Annotated in this window: 17 protein-coding genes; all 17 read left to right on the top strand. The window is 74.3% G+C overall.

Annotated features, from left to right (window positions below; translation table 11 throughout):
* Window positions 1–50: 50 nt before the first annotated feature.
* The 17 genes from ACFYZ3_RS33265 to ACFYZ3_RS33185 all read left to right on the top strand — a co-directional run bounded on the left by ACFYZ3_RS33265 (window position 51) and on the right by ACFYZ3_RS33185 (window position 17,123).
* A complete protein-coding gene (locus ACFYZ3_RS33265; RefSeq protein WP_388525640.1) occupies window positions 51–1,094 on the top strand; it encodes a 3-oxoacyl-ACP synthase III family protein in 1,044 nt (347 codons plus the stop codon).
* Window positions 1,095–1,446: 352 nt separating this feature from the next.
* The gene (locus ACFYZ3_RS33260; RefSeq protein ID WP_388525637.1) at window positions 1,447–2,481 is read left to right on the top strand and encodes an aldo/keto reductase; all 1,035 of its coding nucleotides are present in this window, start codon (window positions 1,447–1,449) and stop codon (window positions 2,479–2,481) included.
* The gene (locus tag ACFYZ3_RS33255) at window positions 2,478–2,969 is read left to right on the top strand and encodes a hypothetical protein (protein ID WP_388525634.1); all 492 of its coding nucleotides are present in this window, start codon (window positions 2,478–2,480) and stop codon (window positions 2,967–2,969) included. Before ACFYZ3_RS33260 ends, ACFYZ3_RS33255 begins: the two co-directional genes overlap by 4 nt.
* Before the next feature lie 64 nt (window positions 2,970–3,033).
* Window positions 3,034–3,477, top strand: coding sequence for a MarR family winged helix-turn-helix transcriptional regulator (locus ACFYZ3_RS33250; RefSeq protein ID WP_388525631.1), 444 nt, complete (start codon window positions 3,034–3,036; stop codon window positions 3,475–3,477).
* A 176-nt stretch (window positions 3,478–3,653) separates the two neighbouring features.
* The gene (locus ACFYZ3_RS33245) at window positions 3,654–3,899 is read left to right on the top strand and encodes an acyl carrier protein (protein ID WP_109034895.1); all 246 of its coding nucleotides are present in this window, start codon (window positions 3,654–3,656) and stop codon (window positions 3,897–3,899) included.
* Window positions 3,896–5,116 (top strand): beta-ketoacyl-[acyl-carrier-protein] synthase family protein, encoded by a 1,221-nt coding sequence (locus tag ACFYZ3_RS33240; RefSeq protein WP_388525627.1) that lies wholly within the window; start codon window positions 3,896–3,898, stop codon window positions 5,114–5,116. The genes ACFYZ3_RS33245 and ACFYZ3_RS33240 overlap by 4 nt, the downstream gene beginning before the upstream one ends.
* A 48-nt stretch (window positions 5,117–5,164) precedes the next feature.
* Window positions 5,165–6,892 (top strand): acyl-CoA dehydrogenase family protein, encoded by a 1,728-nt coding sequence (locus tag ACFYZ3_RS33235; RefSeq protein ID WP_388525624.1) that lies wholly within the window; start codon window positions 5,165–5,167, stop codon window positions 6,890–6,892.
* On the top strand, window positions 6,889–7,881 hold the full coding sequence (locus ACFYZ3_RS33230) for a beta-ketoacyl-ACP synthase III (RefSeq protein WP_388525621.1): 993 nt from the start codon (window positions 6,889–6,891) through the stop codon (window positions 7,879–7,881). Before ACFYZ3_RS33235 ends, ACFYZ3_RS33230 begins: the two co-directional genes overlap by 4 nt.
* A 43-nt stretch (window positions 7,882–7,924) precedes the next feature.
* Complete coding sequence (locus ACFYZ3_RS33225) at window positions 7,925–9,160, top strand: FAD-dependent monooxygenase (protein ID WP_388525618.1); 1,236 nt, start codon at window positions 7,925–7,927, stop codon at window positions 9,158–9,160.
* Window positions 9,161–9,209: 49 nt separating this feature from the next.
* Window positions 9,210–10,007: a hypothetical protein gene (locus ACFYZ3_RS33220; protein WP_388525616.1), complete on the top strand. Its 798-nt coding sequence runs from the start codon at window positions 9,210–9,212 to the stop codon at window positions 10,005–10,007.
* 74 nt (window positions 10,008–10,081) lie between these two features.
* Entirely contained in the window at window positions 10,082–11,248 is a 1,167-nt protein-coding gene (locus ACFYZ3_RS33215) for an inositol-3-phosphate synthase (protein ID WP_388525613.1), read from the top strand.
* The gene (locus ACFYZ3_RS33210; RefSeq protein WP_388525610.1) at window positions 11,245–12,120 is read left to right on the top strand and encodes an SCO3242 family prenyltransferase; all 876 of its coding nucleotides are present in this window, start codon (window positions 11,245–11,247) and stop codon (window positions 12,118–12,120) included. The genes ACFYZ3_RS33215 and ACFYZ3_RS33210 overlap by 4 nt, the downstream gene beginning before the upstream one ends.
* Entirely contained in the window at window positions 12,117–12,989 is an 873-nt protein-coding gene (locus ACFYZ3_RS33205) for a sugar phosphate isomerase/epimerase family protein (RefSeq protein WP_388525607.1), read from the top strand. The genes ACFYZ3_RS33210 and ACFYZ3_RS33205 overlap by 4 nt, the downstream gene beginning before the upstream one ends.
* Window positions 12,986–13,690 (top strand): EboA domain-containing protein, encoded by a 705-nt coding sequence (locus ACFYZ3_RS33200; RefSeq protein WP_388525604.1) that lies wholly within the window; start codon window positions 12,986–12,988, stop codon window positions 13,688–13,690. Before ACFYZ3_RS33205 ends, ACFYZ3_RS33200 begins: the two co-directional genes overlap by 4 nt.
* Window positions 13,687–14,556, top strand: a complete 870-nt coding sequence (locus ACFYZ3_RS33195) for a TatD family hydrolase (protein ID WP_388525601.1) — start codon at window positions 13,687–13,689, stop codon at window positions 14,554–14,556. Before ACFYZ3_RS33200 ends, ACFYZ3_RS33195 begins: the two co-directional genes overlap by 4 nt.
* Before the next feature lie 6 nt (window positions 14,557–14,562).
* Entirely contained in the window at window positions 14,563–15,723 is a 1,161-nt protein-coding gene (gene eboE, locus ACFYZ3_RS33190; RefSeq protein ID WP_388525598.1) for a metabolite traffic protein EboE, read from the top strand.
* Window positions 15,720–17,123 (top strand): alkaline phosphatase family protein, encoded by a 1,404-nt coding sequence (locus tag ACFYZ3_RS33185; protein WP_388525595.1) that lies wholly within the window; start codon window positions 15,720–15,722, stop codon window positions 17,121–17,123. The genes eboE and ACFYZ3_RS33185 overlap by 4 nt, the downstream gene beginning before the upstream one ends.
* Window positions 17,124–17,171 lie beyond the last annotated feature (48 nt).

Genomic DNA, 17,171 nt, shown 5'->3' with positions numbered 1-17,171 from the left:
ACGGCAGGCGGGGGGCATCCGGCTCCTCGCCCTGATCGAGAGGAGGGGTCGTGCCCCAAGTGGGAATCGTGGCCACCGGTTCGTACGTACCGGACACGGTGGTCAGCAACGAGGAAGTCGCACGGGGAGCGGGGGTTTCCGACGAGTGGATCGTACGCAAGACCGGAATCCGTGAGAGGCGGCGGGCCGACGACCGCGACGCCACCTCGGACCTCGCGGCGAGAGCGGCCCGCGCGGCACTGGAGCAGGCCGGCGTCGCCCCTCGGGACGTGGCCTACATCGTCCTCGCGACGTCCACGCCCGACCATCCGCAGCCCGCCACGGCAAGCATCGTGCAGCATCTCCTCGGCGCGGTGAACGCGGCCGCGTTCGACATCAACGCGGTGTGCAGCGGGTTCGTGTACGCGACCGCCGTGGCCGAACGCCTGCTGCGGGGGGCCGGCGAGGGCCGCTACGCCCTGGTCGTCGGCGCGGACATCTACTCGCGCATCCTCGACTACTCCGACCGGAAGACCGCCATTCTCTTCGGGGACGGCGCGGGGGCCGTCCTGCTGGGCAGTGTGCCCCAGGCGCGGGGCATCCAGGAGACCAGCCTGCTGACCCGTGGAGACCAGTACCGCCTGATCAGCGTTCCCGCGGGCGGCAGTCGCAGGCCGGCCAGCGACCGCACCCTGCGGGAAGGCGGCCACTTCTTCCGCATGGACGGCCGCGGGGTGCGTTCCTTCGTGCAGGACAACCTCCCCGGTGCGCTGCACGAGCTGCTGGACCGGGCCGGGGTCGACCGTGACCAGGTGCGGCACTTCGTCCCGCACCAGGCCAACGGCGTGATGCTGGGGGAGGTGTGGCCCCGGTTGGAGCTCCCGAGGGCGACGATGCACCTCGCTCTCGAGAAGTACGGCAACACCGGGTCGGCCTCGGTGCCCATCACGCTGGACGTCGCCCATCGCAAGGGGGAGTTCGCCGACGGCGAGACCGTCCTGATGGCCGGCTTCGGCGGGGGGATGACCGTGGGGGCGATCCTGGCCCAGTGGGCGCCGACCGCGTGTGCCCGGGCCGGTGACACCCGGCGGCCCGTCGCGGTCACGGCCGGCTGACCGTGCGCCCGCCTCCCGCGACGGCCCTCGACTCCGTGCTGGCGCACCCGGAGCTTCGCGGACTCGTTCTCCGGCACATCGAGCGTCGCAGACGCGAGGGCCTGCGACAGGCCGCGGAGCACTCCTTGAGGCACCGGCTCCTGGGTGGCGACTCCGGTGGTGCCACGGAGTCCGAAGCACCGTGAGCCGAGGCAGGCGCGCGGCGGCCCGCCACGCGCCTGCCCCGGCCACCGGGATCCTCCCGGCCCGCCCTCTGTTCAGCAGACGGCGCATATGTATAAGCTCTCTGATAGATGTACGGCGCCGCACCGACCTGGTGTGCCCGTCGTGGCTGCCTACGAACGGAGGAGTTGTGCGCACGACCACCCTGGGGCGTACCGGAATCAAGGTGAGTCGCATCGCCTTGGGCACGATGATGCTGGGGGCGTGGGGGCAGCGTGATCACGCGGAGGCGGAACGCCTCGTCCACGACGCCCTGGACGCCGGCGTGAACCTCGTCGACACCGCCGACATGTACTCGGACGGCGAGTCCGAACGCATCGTGGGAAAGGCGCTGCGCGGGCGGCGGGACGAGGTGGTGGTGGCGACCAAGGTCCACTTCCCCATGGGGGACGGCCTCAACCGGTCCGGGAACTCCCGGCTGTGGATCCGGCGCGCCGTGGAAGAAAGCCTGCGCCGCCTGGGCACGGACCGTATCGACCTGTATCAGGTCCACCGCCCCGACCCGGACACCGACCTCGACGAGACCCTCTCGGTCCTGTCCGACCTGGTGCGCGAGGGCAAGGTCATGGCGATCGGAAGCTCGGACTTCCCGGCGGAACAGATCGTCGAGTCCCGCTGGGTGGCCGACCGCCGCGGCCATACGCCCTTCCACACCGAACAGCCGCCGTACTCGATCTTCATGCGGGGCGTGGAGCGTGCCGTACTGCCCACCGCCCAGCGCTACGGGGTGGGCGTGCTCACCTGGAGCCCGCTGGCCAGCGGGTGGCTCACGGGGAGGTTCCGCGGCGGCGCCCCGCTGGAACTCAACGACTTCCGGAGCAACCTCATCCCGCACAAGTTCGACCTGGACCTGCCCGGCAACGTCCGCAAGTACCAGGTGGTCGAGGAGCTGCTCAAGCTGTCGGCCGAGGCCGGTGTCCCGCTCACCCGACTGGCGCTGGCCTTCGTGCTCAACCACCCCGCGGTGTGCAGCGCCATCATCGGCCCGCGCACCCGGGAACAGCTCGCGGACCTGCTCGCGGCCGACACGGTCGAGCTGGAGGAAGCGGTCCTGGACCGCATCGACGAGCTCGTCCCGCCGGGCACGGACCTGAACCCGTCCGACGCCGACCACACGCCGCCGGCCCTCGCCGACGCCTCTCTGCGACGGCGCTCCCGGACATGACAGCGGTGTCCGAAGAACAGGCCGGGAAGAGGCGGGAAGCGCAGGAACCGCAGGAGCCGCTCCTGGACCAGTGTGCCGTCTGCGGCCTGTGCGGCGAACCGTGCCGGTACGCGCACACCGCACCCGGCGAGCCGGCCGGGTACTGCTGCCCGTCGGGCTGCCAGCCCGCGGTCCCGGCCGCGGAACTGGAGACGCGGGTGGGGCGCGCCGTCATGGAACGCCTGTGCACCCCGGCGGGGCTGGCCCGCATGGCGGCCGCGCAGGAGCTCCTGCGCCGCCTCGGTCACGAACTCCCGGAGCCCGTACCCGTGTCCGTGGCGCACGCCATGCGGCAGTGGGACCTCGTTCTCGACGAGGCGTCCCGGAGGTCCGCCGTGCGCGAGTCGCTCCTGTCCGTCGCGCTGAGTCCCTCGCGGGGCCGGCCCGATGCCGTGCGGCTCTTCTTCGCCTGGCGGCGTCCGGGGGGACGACTCTTCGATCTGGAATGAGTCGCAGCAGACATACACTAATAAGAGGTGCGCAGGTACTCTCCAGGACATGGTGTCATCAGCTATGGAAAGACGAATCGGGGATCACATCAAGCGGGTGGAGCAGGAGCTCACGTCCACCAAGCACGCCGCCCTGAGGCCTCTCAAGGTCAATGTCCCCCAGTACACCGTGCTGCGCGCCCTGCAGCAGGAGCCCGGACTGTCCGGTGCGGCACTGGCGCGACGCAGCATGGTGACCCCGCAGACCATGTCGTCCGTACTGTCGAACCTGGAGGGGCGTGGCCTTGTCGAGCGTCAGCCCCACCCGATCCACCAGCACATCCTCGAAGCGCGACTGACCCGGTCGGGCCACGCGCTGGTGCGCCGCGCCGACGAGGTCGTCCGGGACATCGAGGACCTCCTCGCGAGCAGGCTGGGCGAGGACGAGGCCGCCGGTCTCCTCGCTCAGCTCGAGCGCTGCTCGCAAGCGCTGACGGACTGGACGGCCGCACGCCGGGCGGCGAAGTAGCGGTACAACGACAGAACTCCCGCGGGCGGCCGAACAGTGGCCGCCCGTCTTTCTTTTCGAGCCGTCTCCGCTCCCCGATAACGGCGCGATAGGTCCCGCATATCCGTCGCCAGCACAGTGGAGCCCGATCTCGTTTCGAGGTGTCGAATCAACCCTGAGCCCCAGAGGTGAACGCGATGAGTACGGACCCCAAGTCGGTTGTGCACGGGATCCTGGCCGAGGATCTGGAAGTGGACCCCGCGGAGATCACGGACGGTGCCTCGCTGCGGAACCTGGAGCTGGACTCGCTGGCCGTCGCCGAGCTGATCGTGCGGATCAAGGAGGAGACCGGCGTGGACCTCAGCGGTGAGGAGACGCGGATCGCGGACCTCACCGTCGGGGAAGTGGTCCTGCTGGCCGGCTCGGGTCTGGAAGCGGCGTGACCGAGGGGCCCGCCGCCGTCACCGGTGTCGGACTGGTGACGCCGGCCGGTACCGACACCGACTCGACCTGGGAGGCGATGTGCGCCGCCCGGTCCCTGGAGGCCGGTGACCCCGAGCCGCTGGCCGGTACCGGGGCGTGGCACAGCCTGCGGGTGCCCGCGCTGCGGCCGGGGCAGCTGACCGGGCGCGGGACCGCCCGTACCGATCCGTTCATCCGGTTCGCGCTGGTGGCGGTGGCGGAGGCGCTGGCGCAGTCGCGGCTCGACCCGGACAGCTGGGACGGCAGCCGGGTCGGGGTCGTCGTGGGCAGCGCCTTCGGGGGTGTGACCACGCACGACGAGCAGCACCGGCGGCTGGAGCGGCAGGGGGCGGCCATGGTGTCGCCGTACCTGCATCCCCGGGCCCTGATCAACATGGCGGCCGGGACCATCGGCGCCCGGTACGGAATCACCGGCCCCGGTCACACCGTGGCCGCCGCCTGCGCGTCGGGGGCCTCGGCGCTCGGGCTCGGCAAGACGCTGCTGGACGCCGGTGTGTGCGACACGGTCGTCGTCTGCGGCACGGACGCGGCCGTCACCCCCCTCGTCGTCTCCGGGTTCGCCCGGATGGGCGCGCTGTCCGAACAGAAGGCTGCCGACGCGTCCCGGCCGTTCGGCGCCGACCGCGACGGCTTCGTGATCTCCGAGGGTGCCGCCGCCGTCGTCATGGAGAAGCCGGCCAAGGCGCGCGCCCGGGGCGCGGAGGTGCTGGGGCGGCTGCTCGGGCATGCCGACACCTCCGACGCCCATCACCCGACGGCCCCCCGCCCGGACGGTGCGGGCGCCGCGGCCGCCGTCGAGCGGGCGCTGGCGGCGGCGCGCATGTCGGTGCAGGACGTGACCACCGTCAACGCGCACGGCACCTCGACCCCGCAGAACGACCTGACGGAGGCCCGGCTCATCGCCCGCCTCTTCCCGCACGGCCCGTCCGTCACCGCGAACAAGGGCCTGCTGGGCCACACGCTCGGCGCGGCGGGCGCCATCGAGGCCGTACTGACCCTGCGCGGCCTGCGCAGCGGAGTGCTGCCGCCGATCGCGCACACCGAGCGGGCCGACCCCGACCTGCCCGAGCTCGACCTGGTCCTCGGCGGGGTGCGCCGGCACGACGGGAACGTCGCCGTGAGCACCTCCTTCGGGTTCGGGGGCAGCAACTGCGCGCTGGTGCTGGACGCCGGCTGAACGACGCCACGGCGTCCCCGGATCCGAGCTTCCCTTCCTGGAGAGCCCATGACGCAACGCGAAGAAGAGCTGGCCCGTGTCCTGTCCGGGCCCGAGTTCGCCACCATCCGACCGGACGACCTGAGCGTCCTCGACTACAGCCTGCTGACGCTGCGCCGGGCGCGGCTCCTCAACGGCGCCGGATTCTCGGCGAACTCCCGCTGGCTGGGCCGGGGCGACAGCGCCCGCTTCCCGGAGTTCCTGCGCACCATGGGCTGGATCGGCGCGTACGACCTGTCGCTGCTCAACGTCCTGGTCTCGCACCAGATCGCGGGCGACGCGCTGCTCAGTCACGGCGGTCCGGAGCAACTGGACGCCTGGGCCGGGGAGATCGACGCGATGGAGCGGATGTACTGCTTCGCCGGTTCCGAGCTGCTCGCCGGCTCGGACCTGAAGCAGGTGCGGACCACCGCGGCCTACGACCCGCACGACCGGAGCCTGGTGCTGAACACGCCCCGGCCCGCCGACAGCAAGGTGTGGACCGGCAACAGCCTGCACACCGGCGACGTGGCCATGGTGCTGGCCCGGCTGGAGGTCGGCGGGCGCGACGAGGGACACCACTGGCTGCGGGTTCCGCTGCGCGAGGCCGGGGCCGTGCTGCCCGGCGTGCGCATCGGCCGGGCCGAGCCGAAGGGCGGCGTCACGGCCAACCAGACCGGCGTACTGACCTTCACGGACCACCGGCTGCCGCTGTCCGCGCTGATGAACCGCTGGGCGTCGATCGACGAGGAGGGCACCTACCGGTCCCCGCTGCCGCGCCACCGGCGGTTCGAGGAGTGCCTCGCCACCTTCACCCACGAGCGGCTCTTCCCGTCGGTGGGAGCGGCGTACGCGCAACTGCTCGCCTGCGCGATCACCACGCGGTTCGCGGCCGTCAAGCAGACCTTCGGCAGGCCGCTGATCGGCCACGAGCACTACCGCATGCGGCTGTCGGCGGCCGTGGGGCGCTCGCTGGCCGCCCGGCACGCCATGGCGGCGCTGGCGGAGGTGGCGGTGGCCCGGAGCGCTGCGGGGGCGCCGGCCCGTGACCAGGTGCTGCACGCCCTGATCTCCTGCGGCAAGTCCGGCTGCACCGGCGACGCCCGGCACACGCTGGCCGAGACCCGGGAACTGTGCGGCGGGCTCGGCTACCACGACGCCAACCAGATCACGCCCCTGCTGCACGACTACGAGATCGCCGTCACCTTCGGCGGCGACAACACCGTCCTCGGCTACCAGGCGACCCGGTTCGCCCTGCGCCACCGCGAGGACTTCGACCGGGTGCTGGACGAGGCGGCCGCCGGGGCCGGACGGCTGGACGCCGTCCGGGTGCTGCGGGCCGTCTGCGACCACCTGCTCGACCGGGTGGAGCGGGACGGCGCCGGTGAGGCCAGCGCGCGGTGGAGCCGCGCCGTCCACCAGACGCTGGCGATCGGCCACTGGGCCCGCCACGCCCCGACCCCGCTGTCCGAGCGGCTGCTCGCGCAGTACGCGGCGGTCTGCGTGCTGGAACACGCGCTGGACGCCCTGCGGGCCGGGGTCCTCGACCAGGACGCCCTCCTGGCCTTCGAGGCGGCCCGGCACGAGGCGGCGGGCGCCCCCCTCGACCCCGACGCGCTGCTGCGCGAACTGTCCGTGCCCGAGGGTCTGATCAGCGCCCCGATCGCCCACCCGGACTTCGCGGAACGGCACGCCGCGGCGGCCCATGCCGGTACCGTCCCGGCGTCCGGCACCGTGCGGGCCGGAGTACGCCCGTGAGCGCCGCGCGCGGCGGTCGGACCGGGGCCGTCGTCACCGGGGTGGGCACCTGTCTGCCGGAGACCGTGGTCGACAACGACGAGGTGTCGCGGCATCTGGACACCGACCACGCCTGGATCCACAGCCGTACCGGCATCGAGCGCCGGCGCCGGGTGTCCCCCGGGACCACCACGGGGGACCTCGCCGTCACCGCCGGGGCCGCCGCGCTGAAGTCCGCCGGACGGGACGACTGCGACCTCGTCGTCCTCGCCACCACCACACCGGACCGGCGCTGCCCCGCCACCGCGCCCCGGGTGGCGTCCCGGCTCGGGCTGCGGGCCGCCGCTGCGTTCGACCTGTCCGCCGTGTGCTCCGGCTTCGTGTACGGGCTGTCCGTGGCCGACGCGATGATCACCGCGGGCACCTGCGACCGGGCCCTGGTCATCGGCGCGGACGTCTACTCCTCGATCGTGGACCCCGACGACCGGGGCACCGCCGTCGTGTTCGGCGACGGCGCGGGCGCCGTGCTCCTGGAGCGCGGCAGCACCGGCGACCCGGGCGCCGTGCTGCACACCGAACTCGGCAGCGACGGCACGGGCGACGAGCTGATCACCATCCCGCCGGACGGCGCGTACCTCACCATGCGCGGAAGCGACGTCTACGCCCGTGCCGTGACCACCATGGCGGAGTCCGCGCGCTCCGCCGCCGCCCACGCGGGCTGGGACCTCGCGGACGTGGACGCCTTCGTCGGGCACCAGGCGAACCTGCGCATCCTCACCTCGGTGGCGAAGCGGCTGGGCCTGCCCCGGGAACGGGTGGTGTCGAACATCGCGGACGTGGCCAACACCGCCGCCGCGTCCATCCCCCTCGCGCTGGCCGACGCGGCCGCGCAGGGCCGTATCCGCTCCGGGGACCGACTGCTCCTGACCGCCTTCGGCGGCGGGCTGACCTGGGGCTCCGCCGCCGTCGTCTGGTCGGGCGCGGAACCCGTCCAGGACCAGCGGAGCTGACCGGACCGAGCGGCGAACCTGGCGCACGAGAGGAAGGGACAACGTGGTGCCGAAGCTGCGGATCGCAGTCGTCGGCGGGGGCATCGGCGGACTCGCCGCCGCCCTCGCCCTGACCCGGAAGGGCCACGAGGTACGCGTCTACGAGCAGGCGCCGGAACTCAGGGAAGCGGGCGTGGGCATGCACCTGGGCCCCAACGGCAGCCGCCTCCTGGAACGCTGGGGGCTCGGCGAGCGGCTGCGCGCCCTCGGCGTGCGGCCCGCGGGCATGGAGGTGCGGGACTGGTCGCACGGGGGGACCCTGGTGCGGCAGCCGATGGGCGAGGAGTGGCTCGCCGAGTTCGGGGCGCCGTACTACACGATCCACCGGGCCGACCTGCACACCATGCTCGCCGAGTCGCTGCCCGCCGGCACGGTGCGGGCCGGGCACCGGCTCGAACGGTTCACCGAGACCGAGGGCGGGGTCCGGCTGGAGTTCGCCGACGGCTCCACCGCCGGCGCGGACGTCCTGATCGGCGCGGACGGCGCGCACTCGGTGGTGCGCCGCACGCTCGCCGGGCCCGACACCGCCGTCTTCTCCGGCCAGAGCGCCTTCCGCGGCGTCGTCGCCCGCGACCAGGTCCCCGGCCTGCCCGGCGACACGCTCCTGGTGTGGGCGGGCCCGGACGCCCGCATGCTGGTCTACCCGGTGCGCGGCGGGCGGTTCCTCACCTTCGTCGCCGTCGTACCCGACCCGCGGTGGCGCCTGGAGTCCTGGAGCGCCCCCGGCGACCTGGACGAACTGGCCGCCCGCTTCGACGGCTGGAACACCGACGTCAAGTCCCTGGTGGCCGCGGTGCGCGAGTCCCGGCGCTGGGCGCTGTACGACCGTGAGCCGCTGGCCCGCTGGAGCGCGGGCGCCGTCACGCTGCTCGGCGACGCGGCCCACCCGATGCTGCCCCACCACGGCCAGGGCGTCAGCCAGGCCGTCGAGGACGCGGCGGTCCTCGCGCACTGCCTGGACGCCCCGACGGGCACCGGCGCCTCCGCCGCCTCCGCTCCCGCTGCCCGGCGGGCGATCGCGGCCGCGCTGGACGCCTACGAGGGTGTCCGCAGGCCGCACACCACCCGCGTCCAGCTCGGTTCGCGGGGCGGCGGCTCCCAGCGGCTGCGGCCCGACGAGGACGGGGCCGAGTCCACGGGCACGATGTCGTCCCTCGTCCAGGACGTGTCCTGGATCCAGCGCCACGACGCCGAGGCCGGCCTCCCACCGCTGCCGCCGCCGCTTTCGGCGACCCCCTGAACCCACCCCCGACCCAACCCTGCCCGCGCGAGAGAACCAAGGAGAACCCATGTCGAACCACCTCGACCGGCGACGCCTGATGACCACCGCCCTCGGGGGCGCCGCGGCCGTCGGCCTCGGCGCCGGCGCCGGTCTGCTGGGCGCCGCTCCGGCCGGTGCCGCCGAGCGCCCCGTCACCCCGCACCGCGGCCACGGCGACTTCCCCGACGTACCCGGCATGCTCGGCGACCGCCGCGCCAACGAACTCTGGTACATGTTCGACGAGACCACGCTCTACAACGTGGGCCCGGAGCTGGAGCAGGCGTTCACCGACATCGAGACCGCGCTCGGCGACGGCTGGGAGCGGGCCATCTTCGACGCCTGGATGGCCATGGCCGCCACCAGCGACTACCCGAACAACTTCATCGAGTACGTCACCCCCATCAAGGGCCCGCTCCAGGTGCTCTCCAAGGCCCAGCTCGGCGTCTTCGACACCTACTACCGGCCCTACGGCCACGGCATCGTCGGCGCCTTCGCGGACTTCGCCCAGGGCGTGCTCAACGACCCCCGCCGCGAGCGCCCGGTGCACACCATGAACGGCAACCCGCCGCCCGGTTACCACATCTGGTTCATCTTCATGCGGTCGATGATGCTGCTGGACATCAGCCGGCACCGCTGGGAGCGGATGGCCCCGATCAACGCCATGGCGTGGGCGATCCAGACCATCGCCAAGCCCTCCCAGTTCGAGGTCAAGGAGCCGCTGCCGCGCCGGGTCGTGGCCCGGGAGGCCGCCAAGTGGCTGCCGCGCAGCGTGCACCAACTCGACCGCGACTTCCTGTCCTACCCGCTGCCCGAAGGCATGAGCTGACGGACCCGGCTCCCACGGGAAGTCCGACGGCAAGTCCGACGGGAAGTCCGACGGCAAGGACAGGAGGAGACATCATGCGTACCGGAATCTGGCTGGTGGGCGCCCGTGGCTCGGTGGCCACCACGACCGTCGTCGGCGCCGCCGCGCTGCGCGCCGGGCTGGTGCCGGCCACCGGCTGTGTGAGCACGCTCGAGGCCTTCGACGGCGTGCCGCTGCCCGGCTTCGACGAGCTGGTCTTCGGCGGCCACGACGTCGTCGGCACCGGCCTGGTCAAACGGGCCGAGCAGCTCGCCGAGGCGGGCGTCCTGCCCCGCGGCCTGCCGGGTGTGCTGACCGCGGAACTGGACGCGGCCGACGCCGAGATCAGGCCCGCGCCGCCGGGCACGGAGGAGGGCGGCGACGGCACCCCGGACCAGGCGTCGGCCGCCGGGGCGATCGTCGCCGACCTCACCGGCTTCCGGGAACGCCTCGGTCTTGACCGGGTCGTCGTCGTGAACGTCTCCTCCACCCAGCCGCCCGCCGTGCCGCAGCCGGCGCACGCCTCGGCCGCGGCCCTGCGCGAGGCGCTGGCGCGGGGCGAACGGCCGCTGCCCGTCAGCTCCCTGTACGCCTACGCGGCGCTGCGGGCCGGCTGCGCCTTCGTCGACTTCACCCCGTCGACGGGGGCGCGCCTGCCCGCCCTGGACGAACTCGCCCGGGAACGGGGCCTGCCCTACGCCGGCAGCGACGGCAAGACCGGCGAGACCCTGGTCAAGTCGGTGCTCGCGCCGATGTTCGCGCGCCGGGCACTGCGGGTGCGCTCCTGGTCCGGCACCAACCTGCTCGGCGGCGGCGACGGGGCCACCCTCGCCGACCCGGAGCGGGTGGTCAGCAAGAACGCCTCCAAGGGCCTGGTGCTGGAGGCGGAGCTGGGCCACGCCGTCGAGGGCGGCGTGCACATCCACCACGTCCCCGACCTCGGGGAGTGGAAGACCGCCTGGGACCACGTGACGTTCGAGGGCTTCCTCGGGGCCCGGATGACCCTGCAGTTCACCTGGCAGGGCTGTGACTCCTCGCTGGCCGCGCCGCTCGTGCTGGACCTGGCCCGGTTCACGGCCCTCGCGCACCGCGCGGGCGTCGCCGGGCCGGTGCCGGAGCTGGGCTTCTTCTTCAAGGACCCGGTGGGCTCCGCCGAGCACGACCTGGCCGCCCAGTACGCGACCCTGGTGGACTGGGCGCGCTCGGTGGGGGCGCCGGCGTGAGTGCCCTGCCGCGGGTGCACGACCTGGCCCGCCTGGTCCGGGCCCCGGCCGCGTTGTCGGTGCCCGGGGACGTCCTCGCCGGAGCGGCGGCGGCCCGGCTGCCGCTCGGCCCCGAACTGCTCGGCATGACGGCCTCGTCGGTCTGCCTGTACTGGGCGGGGATGGCGCTCAACGACTACGCGGACCGCGACCTCGACGCCGTGGAGCGGCCCGAACGCCCGGTGCCCTCCGGAGCGGTGAGCCCGGCCGCGGCCCTCGCGGTCGGCTGCGGACTCACCGCGGCCGGGCTCGGCCTCGCGGCGCTGGCCCGCGGCCGCCGGGGCCTGGCCACGGCGCTGCCCCTGGCCGGTGCCGTCTGGGCGTACGACCTCGTACTCAAGCCCACCCCGGCCGGCGCCGCCGCCATGGCCGCGGCCCGCGCGCTGAACGTCCTGGGCGGCGCGGGACCCGGCGGACTGCGCCGGGCGCTGCCCGCGGCGGCCACCGTCGCCCTGCACACCGGCATGGTCACCCGGCTGAGCCGGTACGAGGTGAGCGGCGCGCCCCGCGCGGTGCCCCGGCAGTCGCTCGCCGTCGGCGGTGCGGTCGGGGCCGCCGTACTGCTGCGCGGCCGGGGCCGGCCGGCCCGGGACCGGGTCCTGGCCGGGGGCCTGACGGCCGCGTACGCGTACGGGGGCGCGGCGGCGCAGCTCGCGGCCGCGCGGAGTCCGGCCGCGCCGCAGGTACGGCGGGCGGTGGCGGCCGGCATCCACGCGCTGATCCCGCTCCAGGCGGCACTGACCGCGACCGCCGGGCGCGGCGCCGCCGGCGCCGCGCTGGCCTGCGCCCTCCCGTGGGCCCGACGACTGGGCAGAAAGGTGTCCCCCACATGAGCGCCGGTACGAGATTCGGGTACGGCACGAACGGCTTCGGCGACCATCCGCTGGAGGACGCCCTGGCCGTCCTCGCGGACCTGGGCTACGAGGGCGTCGGACTCACCCTGGACCCGCGGCACCTCGACCCGTTCGCCGACGACCTGCCGCACCGGCTGCGGCGGCTCGCGGCGCGGCTGGACCGGCTCGGGCTGGCCGTCGTCGTCGAGACCGGCGGACGGTACGTGCTCGACCCCTGGCGCAAGCACCAGCCGGTGCTGATGTCCGCCGAGGGCGCGGAGCGCCGGGTCGACCTGCTGCTGCGGGCCGTGCGGATCGCCGCCGACCTCGGCGCGGAGGCCGTCTCCTTCTGGAGCGGTGCCGCCCCCGTCGGCACGCCGCGGCAGGTGGTCTGGGACCGGCTGCTGGCCGGCTGCGGCACCGTCGTCGAGGCCGCCGCGCGGGCCGGGGTCGTGCTGGGCTTCGAACCGGAGCCCGGCATGTTCGTGGACACCCTGGACGCCTACGACGAAATGTGCCGCAGGCTCGGCGGCCCGCACCCCCTCGGGCTGACCCTGGACATCGGGCACTGCCGCTGCCTGGAGCCGCAGCCGGTCGCCGACTGCGTACGACGGGTCGCCGACCGGCTGGTCAACGTGCAGATCGAGGACATGCGCCGGGGCACCCACGAGCACCTGGAGTTCGGCAGCGGGGAGATCGACTTCCCGCCCGTGCTGTCCGCGCTGGCCGCCACCGGCTACCGCGGACTGGTCTCGGTGGAGCTGCCCCGCCACAGCCACGCCGCCCCCGAAGTGGCCCGCCGGTCCCTGGACTTCCTACGCGCGGCCGAGGCCGACGCCCGCGCAGCGGCCCGGGGAGCGGCCGCGTGATCCCCGGCGGCGACGGGGCCCGGTTCCTGCCGGGCACCCTGTCCGGCGCCCTCGAGCGCGCGCTCACCCCGGACGCCGCCGGGTGGCTGGAGCAGGCGTGCGCGGCGGTGCGGTGCGAGCCGGGCGAGGTCGAGGGGAAGTTCGCGGTCGCCGCCCGGCGGTGCGGTCGGGGCGCGCTGGACGCCGGCGCGGAAGCAGGCGCGGGCGCGGACGCGGGTCCGGGTACGGGGTGGAGCGTCGACGACGCCGTACGCGTGCTGCTGCTCGCCGCGCTTCCGGTGCGCGGTGCCGCGCTGGCGGCCGTCGTCTCCCGGCTGTACCGGATCGGGGGCGGGCCCGAACGGCGGGCCGTCCTGCGGTCGCTGCCGCTGCTGGAGGCCGCGGGCGACCTCGGCGACCTGGGGCTGCCGCTGGTCGAGGACGCGCTGCGGTGCAACGACCCGAGGCTGATCGCCGCCGCCGTCGGCCCGTACGGCTCCCGCCGGCTCGGTGCGCACGCCTTCCGGCAGGCCGTCCTCAAGTGCGTGTTCGTCGGCGTCCCGCTGGACCTGGTGACCGCTCTGGACGCACGCGCCGACGCGGAACTGGACCGGATGATGGCCGACTTCGCCGCCGAGCGGCGCGCCGCGGGACGGGCACTCCCGTCCGACGTCGCCGCCTATCTGCACACCCACCGCGTATCCACGGAGGCCACGGCGTGACGCGCATCTTCGACCCGCACATCCACATGACGTCCCGCACCACCGACGACTACGAGGCGATGGCCGCCGCCGGGGTCCGCGCGCTGGTCGAACCGGCCTTCTGGCTGGGCCAGCCGCGCACCGGCGTCAGCTCGTTCACCGACTACTTCGACGCGCTGCTCGGCTGGGAGCCCTACCGGGCCGAGCAGTTCGGCATCCGCCACCACTGCGCGCTCGCCCTGAACCCCAAGGAGGCCAACGACCCCCGGCTCGCCGGGGTGCTCGACGTCCTGCCCGACTACCTGGTCCGGGACCGGGTGGTGGCGGTCGGCGAGGTCGGCTACGACGCGATGACGCCGCAGGAGGACAAGGCGTTCACCGTGCAGCTGGAGCTCGCCGTGCGGCACGAGCTGCCCGTCCTGGTGCACACCCCGCACCGCGACAAGGCCAACGGCACCCGCCGCACCCTGGACGTGGTCCGCGAGTCCGGCATCGACCCGGGCCTGGTCGTCGTCGACCACCTCAACGAGGTGACCGTGCGCGACGTCGCGGACAGCGGCTGCTGGATGGGTTTCTCGATCTACCCCGACACCAAGATGAGCGAGGACCGCATGGTCGCGCTGCTGCGCGAGTACGGCACCGCGCGGATCCTCGTCAACTCCGCCGCCGACTGGGGCCGCAGCGACCCGCTGAAGACCCGCCGCACCGCCGACGCCATGCGCGCCGCCGGTTTCGGCGAGGACGACGTCGACCAGGTGCTCTGGCGCAACCCGGTCGCCTTCTACGGGCAGAGCGGACGCCTCGAACTCGACGGCCCCGAGGGTTCCGAAGCCCCCGGCGCCCGCGAGGAGTTCGAGGGCAGCTCGATCCGCCGCGGGGAGAGGTGACGGGCGGTGCGCCTGCGGCACCCCGACGGCACCACCGTCCACCTCGCCTACTGCACCAACGTCCACGCGGCCGAGGACCTCGACGGTGTCCTCGCCCAGCTCGCCCGCTACGGGGAGCCGGTGCGCGAACGGCTCGGCGCCGACCGGATCGGCCTCGGACTGTGGCTGGCGGCACCGGTGGTGACGGCCCTGGCCGCGGACCGGTCCGCGCTCGACCTGCTCCGCAAGGAACTGGACCTGCGCGGCATCGAGGTCGTCACCCTCAACGCCTTCCCCTACGCGGGCTTCCACGCCCCGACCGTGAAGAAGGCCGTCTACCGGCCCGACTGGACCGAGCGGCCCCGCCTCGACCACACCCTGGCCTGCGCCCGCGTGCTGGCCGAGCTGCTGCCGCCCGACGCCGCCCGCGGCTCCGTCTCCACGCTGCCGCTGGCCTGGCGCACCCCCTGGACCCCGCACCGGGACGACCTCGCCCGGCGCCACCTCGACCTGCTCTCCCAGGGGCTGGCGGCGCTCGCCGCGGACACCGGGCGCACCGTGCGGGTCGGGTTCGAACCGGAGCCCGGGTGCCTGATCGAGACGACCGGCCAGGCGGTGGCACGGCTCGCCGACGCCGACCACGAACGGCTCGGCGTCTGCGTCGACACCTGCCACCTCGCCGTCGCCTTCGAGGAGCCGGGTCCCGCGCTGACCCGGCTGGCCGCCGCGCTGCCCGTCGTCAAGACCCAGGCGTCCTGCGCCGTGCACGCCGACCGGCCGGCCGACCCGGCCGCCCGCGCCGCGCTGGCCGCCTTCGCCGAGCGGCGGTTCCTGCACCAGACGCGGCAGGCCGCACCGGGCGGCCCGTCGGCCGCCGACGACCTGCCCGAGGCGCTTCGGGGCGCGCTGTCCGGCGACGCGGCCTGGCGGGTCCACTACCACGTGCCCGTCCAGCGCGACCTGCCGCCGCCCCTGCGCAGCACCCGCCCCGAACTGGTCGCCGCGCTGACCACCCTGCTCGGCGGGCCGACCGCGCTCACCGACCACGTGGAGGTCGAGACGTACACCTGGCCGGTGCTGCCCGGCGCCCCCGACGGCGGCGGCCTCGTCGACGGCATCGCCGGTGAACTCGCCTGGACCCGCGACACCCTGACCGCCCTCGGCCTGACGGAGGAGAGCACCCCGTGAAGCGCCTGCTCGTGCTGGACGTCGTGGGGCTCACCCCGCGCCTGCTGGCCCACATGCCGCGCCTCTCGGCGCTCCGCGACGCCGGGACCGGCGCCCGCCTGGACACCGTGCTGCCCGCCGTGACCTGCTCGGTGCAGTCCACGCTGCTGACCGGCCGGCCGCCCGCGGAGCACGGCGTCGTCGGCAACGGCTGGTACTTCCGCGACCTGGGCGAGGTACTGCTGTGGCGGCAGCACAACCGGCTCGTCGGCGGCGAGAAGGTGTGGCAGGCGGCCCGCGCGCTGCACCCCGGCTACACCGTCGCCAACGTCTGCTGGTGGTACGCCATGGGAGCCGACGTCGACTGGACGGTGACGCCCCGGCCGGTCTACTACGCCGACGGCCGCAAGGAACCCGACTGCTACACCCACCCGGCCTCCCTGCACGACGAGCTGACCGGCCGCCTCGGGCCCTTCCCGCTCTTCCACTACTGGGGGCCCACCGCGGACCTCGCCTCCTCCCGCTGGATCGTCGACGCCGCCCGCCACCTGCACAACACCCACCGGCCCGACCTGAACCTCGTCTACGTGCCGCACCTCGACTACGACCTCCAGCGCTTCGGCCCCGACGGCCGCCGGGCCCGCCGGGCCGCCGCCGCACTGGACCGCACCCTGGCGCCGCTGCTCGACGAGGCCCGCCGCGACGGCGTCACCGTCGTGGTGCTGAGCGAGTACGGCATCACCCCCGTCAGCAGGCCCGTCGACATCAACCGGGCGCTGCGCCGGGCCGGGCTGCTGGCCGTGCACACCCAGGACGGCATGGAGTACCTGGACCCGTGGACGTCGAGGGCCTTCGCCGTCGCCGACCACCAGGTCGCCCACGTCTACGTGCGCGAGGCCGCCGACCTGCCGCGCGTGGCGGAACTGCTGCACGGTCTGGACGGCGTCGCCGAGGTGCTCGGCGAGGCCGGGAAGAAGGAGCACGGCCTCGACCACGAGCGGGCCGGTGAACTCGTCGCCGTCGCCCGGCCCGAGGCCTGGTTCACCTACTACTACTGGCTGGACGACGCCCGCGCCCCGGACTTCGCCCGCACCGTCGAGATCCACCGCAAGCCCGGCTACGACCCGGCCGAGCTGGGCTTCGACCACCACGCCCCGGCGGCGGCCCGGCTCCGCGCGGCGGCGGCGCTGGCCCGCAAGAAGCTCGGCCTGCGCTACACCATGAACGTCGTCCCGCTGGACGGCGCCCGGGTCCGCGGCAGCCACGGACGCCTGCCCGGCCGTACCGAGGACGCGCCGGTGCTGCTGGTCTCCGACCCGGACGCGCCCCTGGGGGAGTCCGTCGCCGCGACGGAGGTCAAGGACCTGCTGCTCTCCCTGGCCGGGATCTCCCCCCATGCCCGCTCGATACGCGGCCGATAACGACGGCCCATAGCGTCCCGAGTACACACAAAACGACGGTGGACGGAG

The organism is Streptomyces sp. NPDC001599, assembly GCF_042893535.1.
Taxonomy (GTDB): Bacteria; Actinomycetota; Actinomycetes; order Streptomycetales; family Streptomycetaceae; genus Streptomyces.
This window is presented reverse-complemented; position numbering and strand designations above follow the sequence as displayed.

Bases quoted from the DNA above. Each gene is read 5' to 3' on its own strand.
- ACFYZ3_RS33255 (WP_388525634.1), top strand. From the start codon at position 2,478: ATGACAGCGGTGTCCGAAGAACAGGCCGGGAAGAGGCGGGAAGCGCAG.
- ACFYZ3_RS33250 (WP_388525631.1), top strand. From the start codon at position 3,034: ATGGAAAGACGAATCGGGGATCACATCAAGCGGGTGGAGCAGGAGCTC.
- ACFYZ3_RS33245 (WP_109034895.1), top strand. From the start codon at position 3,654: ATGAGTACGGACCCCAAGTCGGTTGTGCACGGGATCCTGGCCGAGGAT.
- ACFYZ3_RS33235 (WP_388525624.1), top strand. From the start codon at position 5,165: ATGACGCAACGCGAAGAAGAGCTGGCCCGTGTCCTGTCCGGGCCCGAG.
- ACFYZ3_RS33220 (WP_388525616.1), top strand. From the start codon at position 9,210: ATGTCGAACCACCTCGACCGGCGACGCCTGATGACCACCGCCCTCGGG.
- ACFYZ3_RS33215 (WP_388525613.1), top strand. From the start codon at position 10,082: ATGCGTACCGGAATCTGGCTGGTGGGCGCCCGTGGCTCGGTGGCCACC.
- ACFYZ3_RS33205 (WP_388525607.1), top strand. From the start codon at position 12,117: ATGAGCGCCGGTACGAGATTCGGGTACGGCACGAACGGCTTCGGCGAC.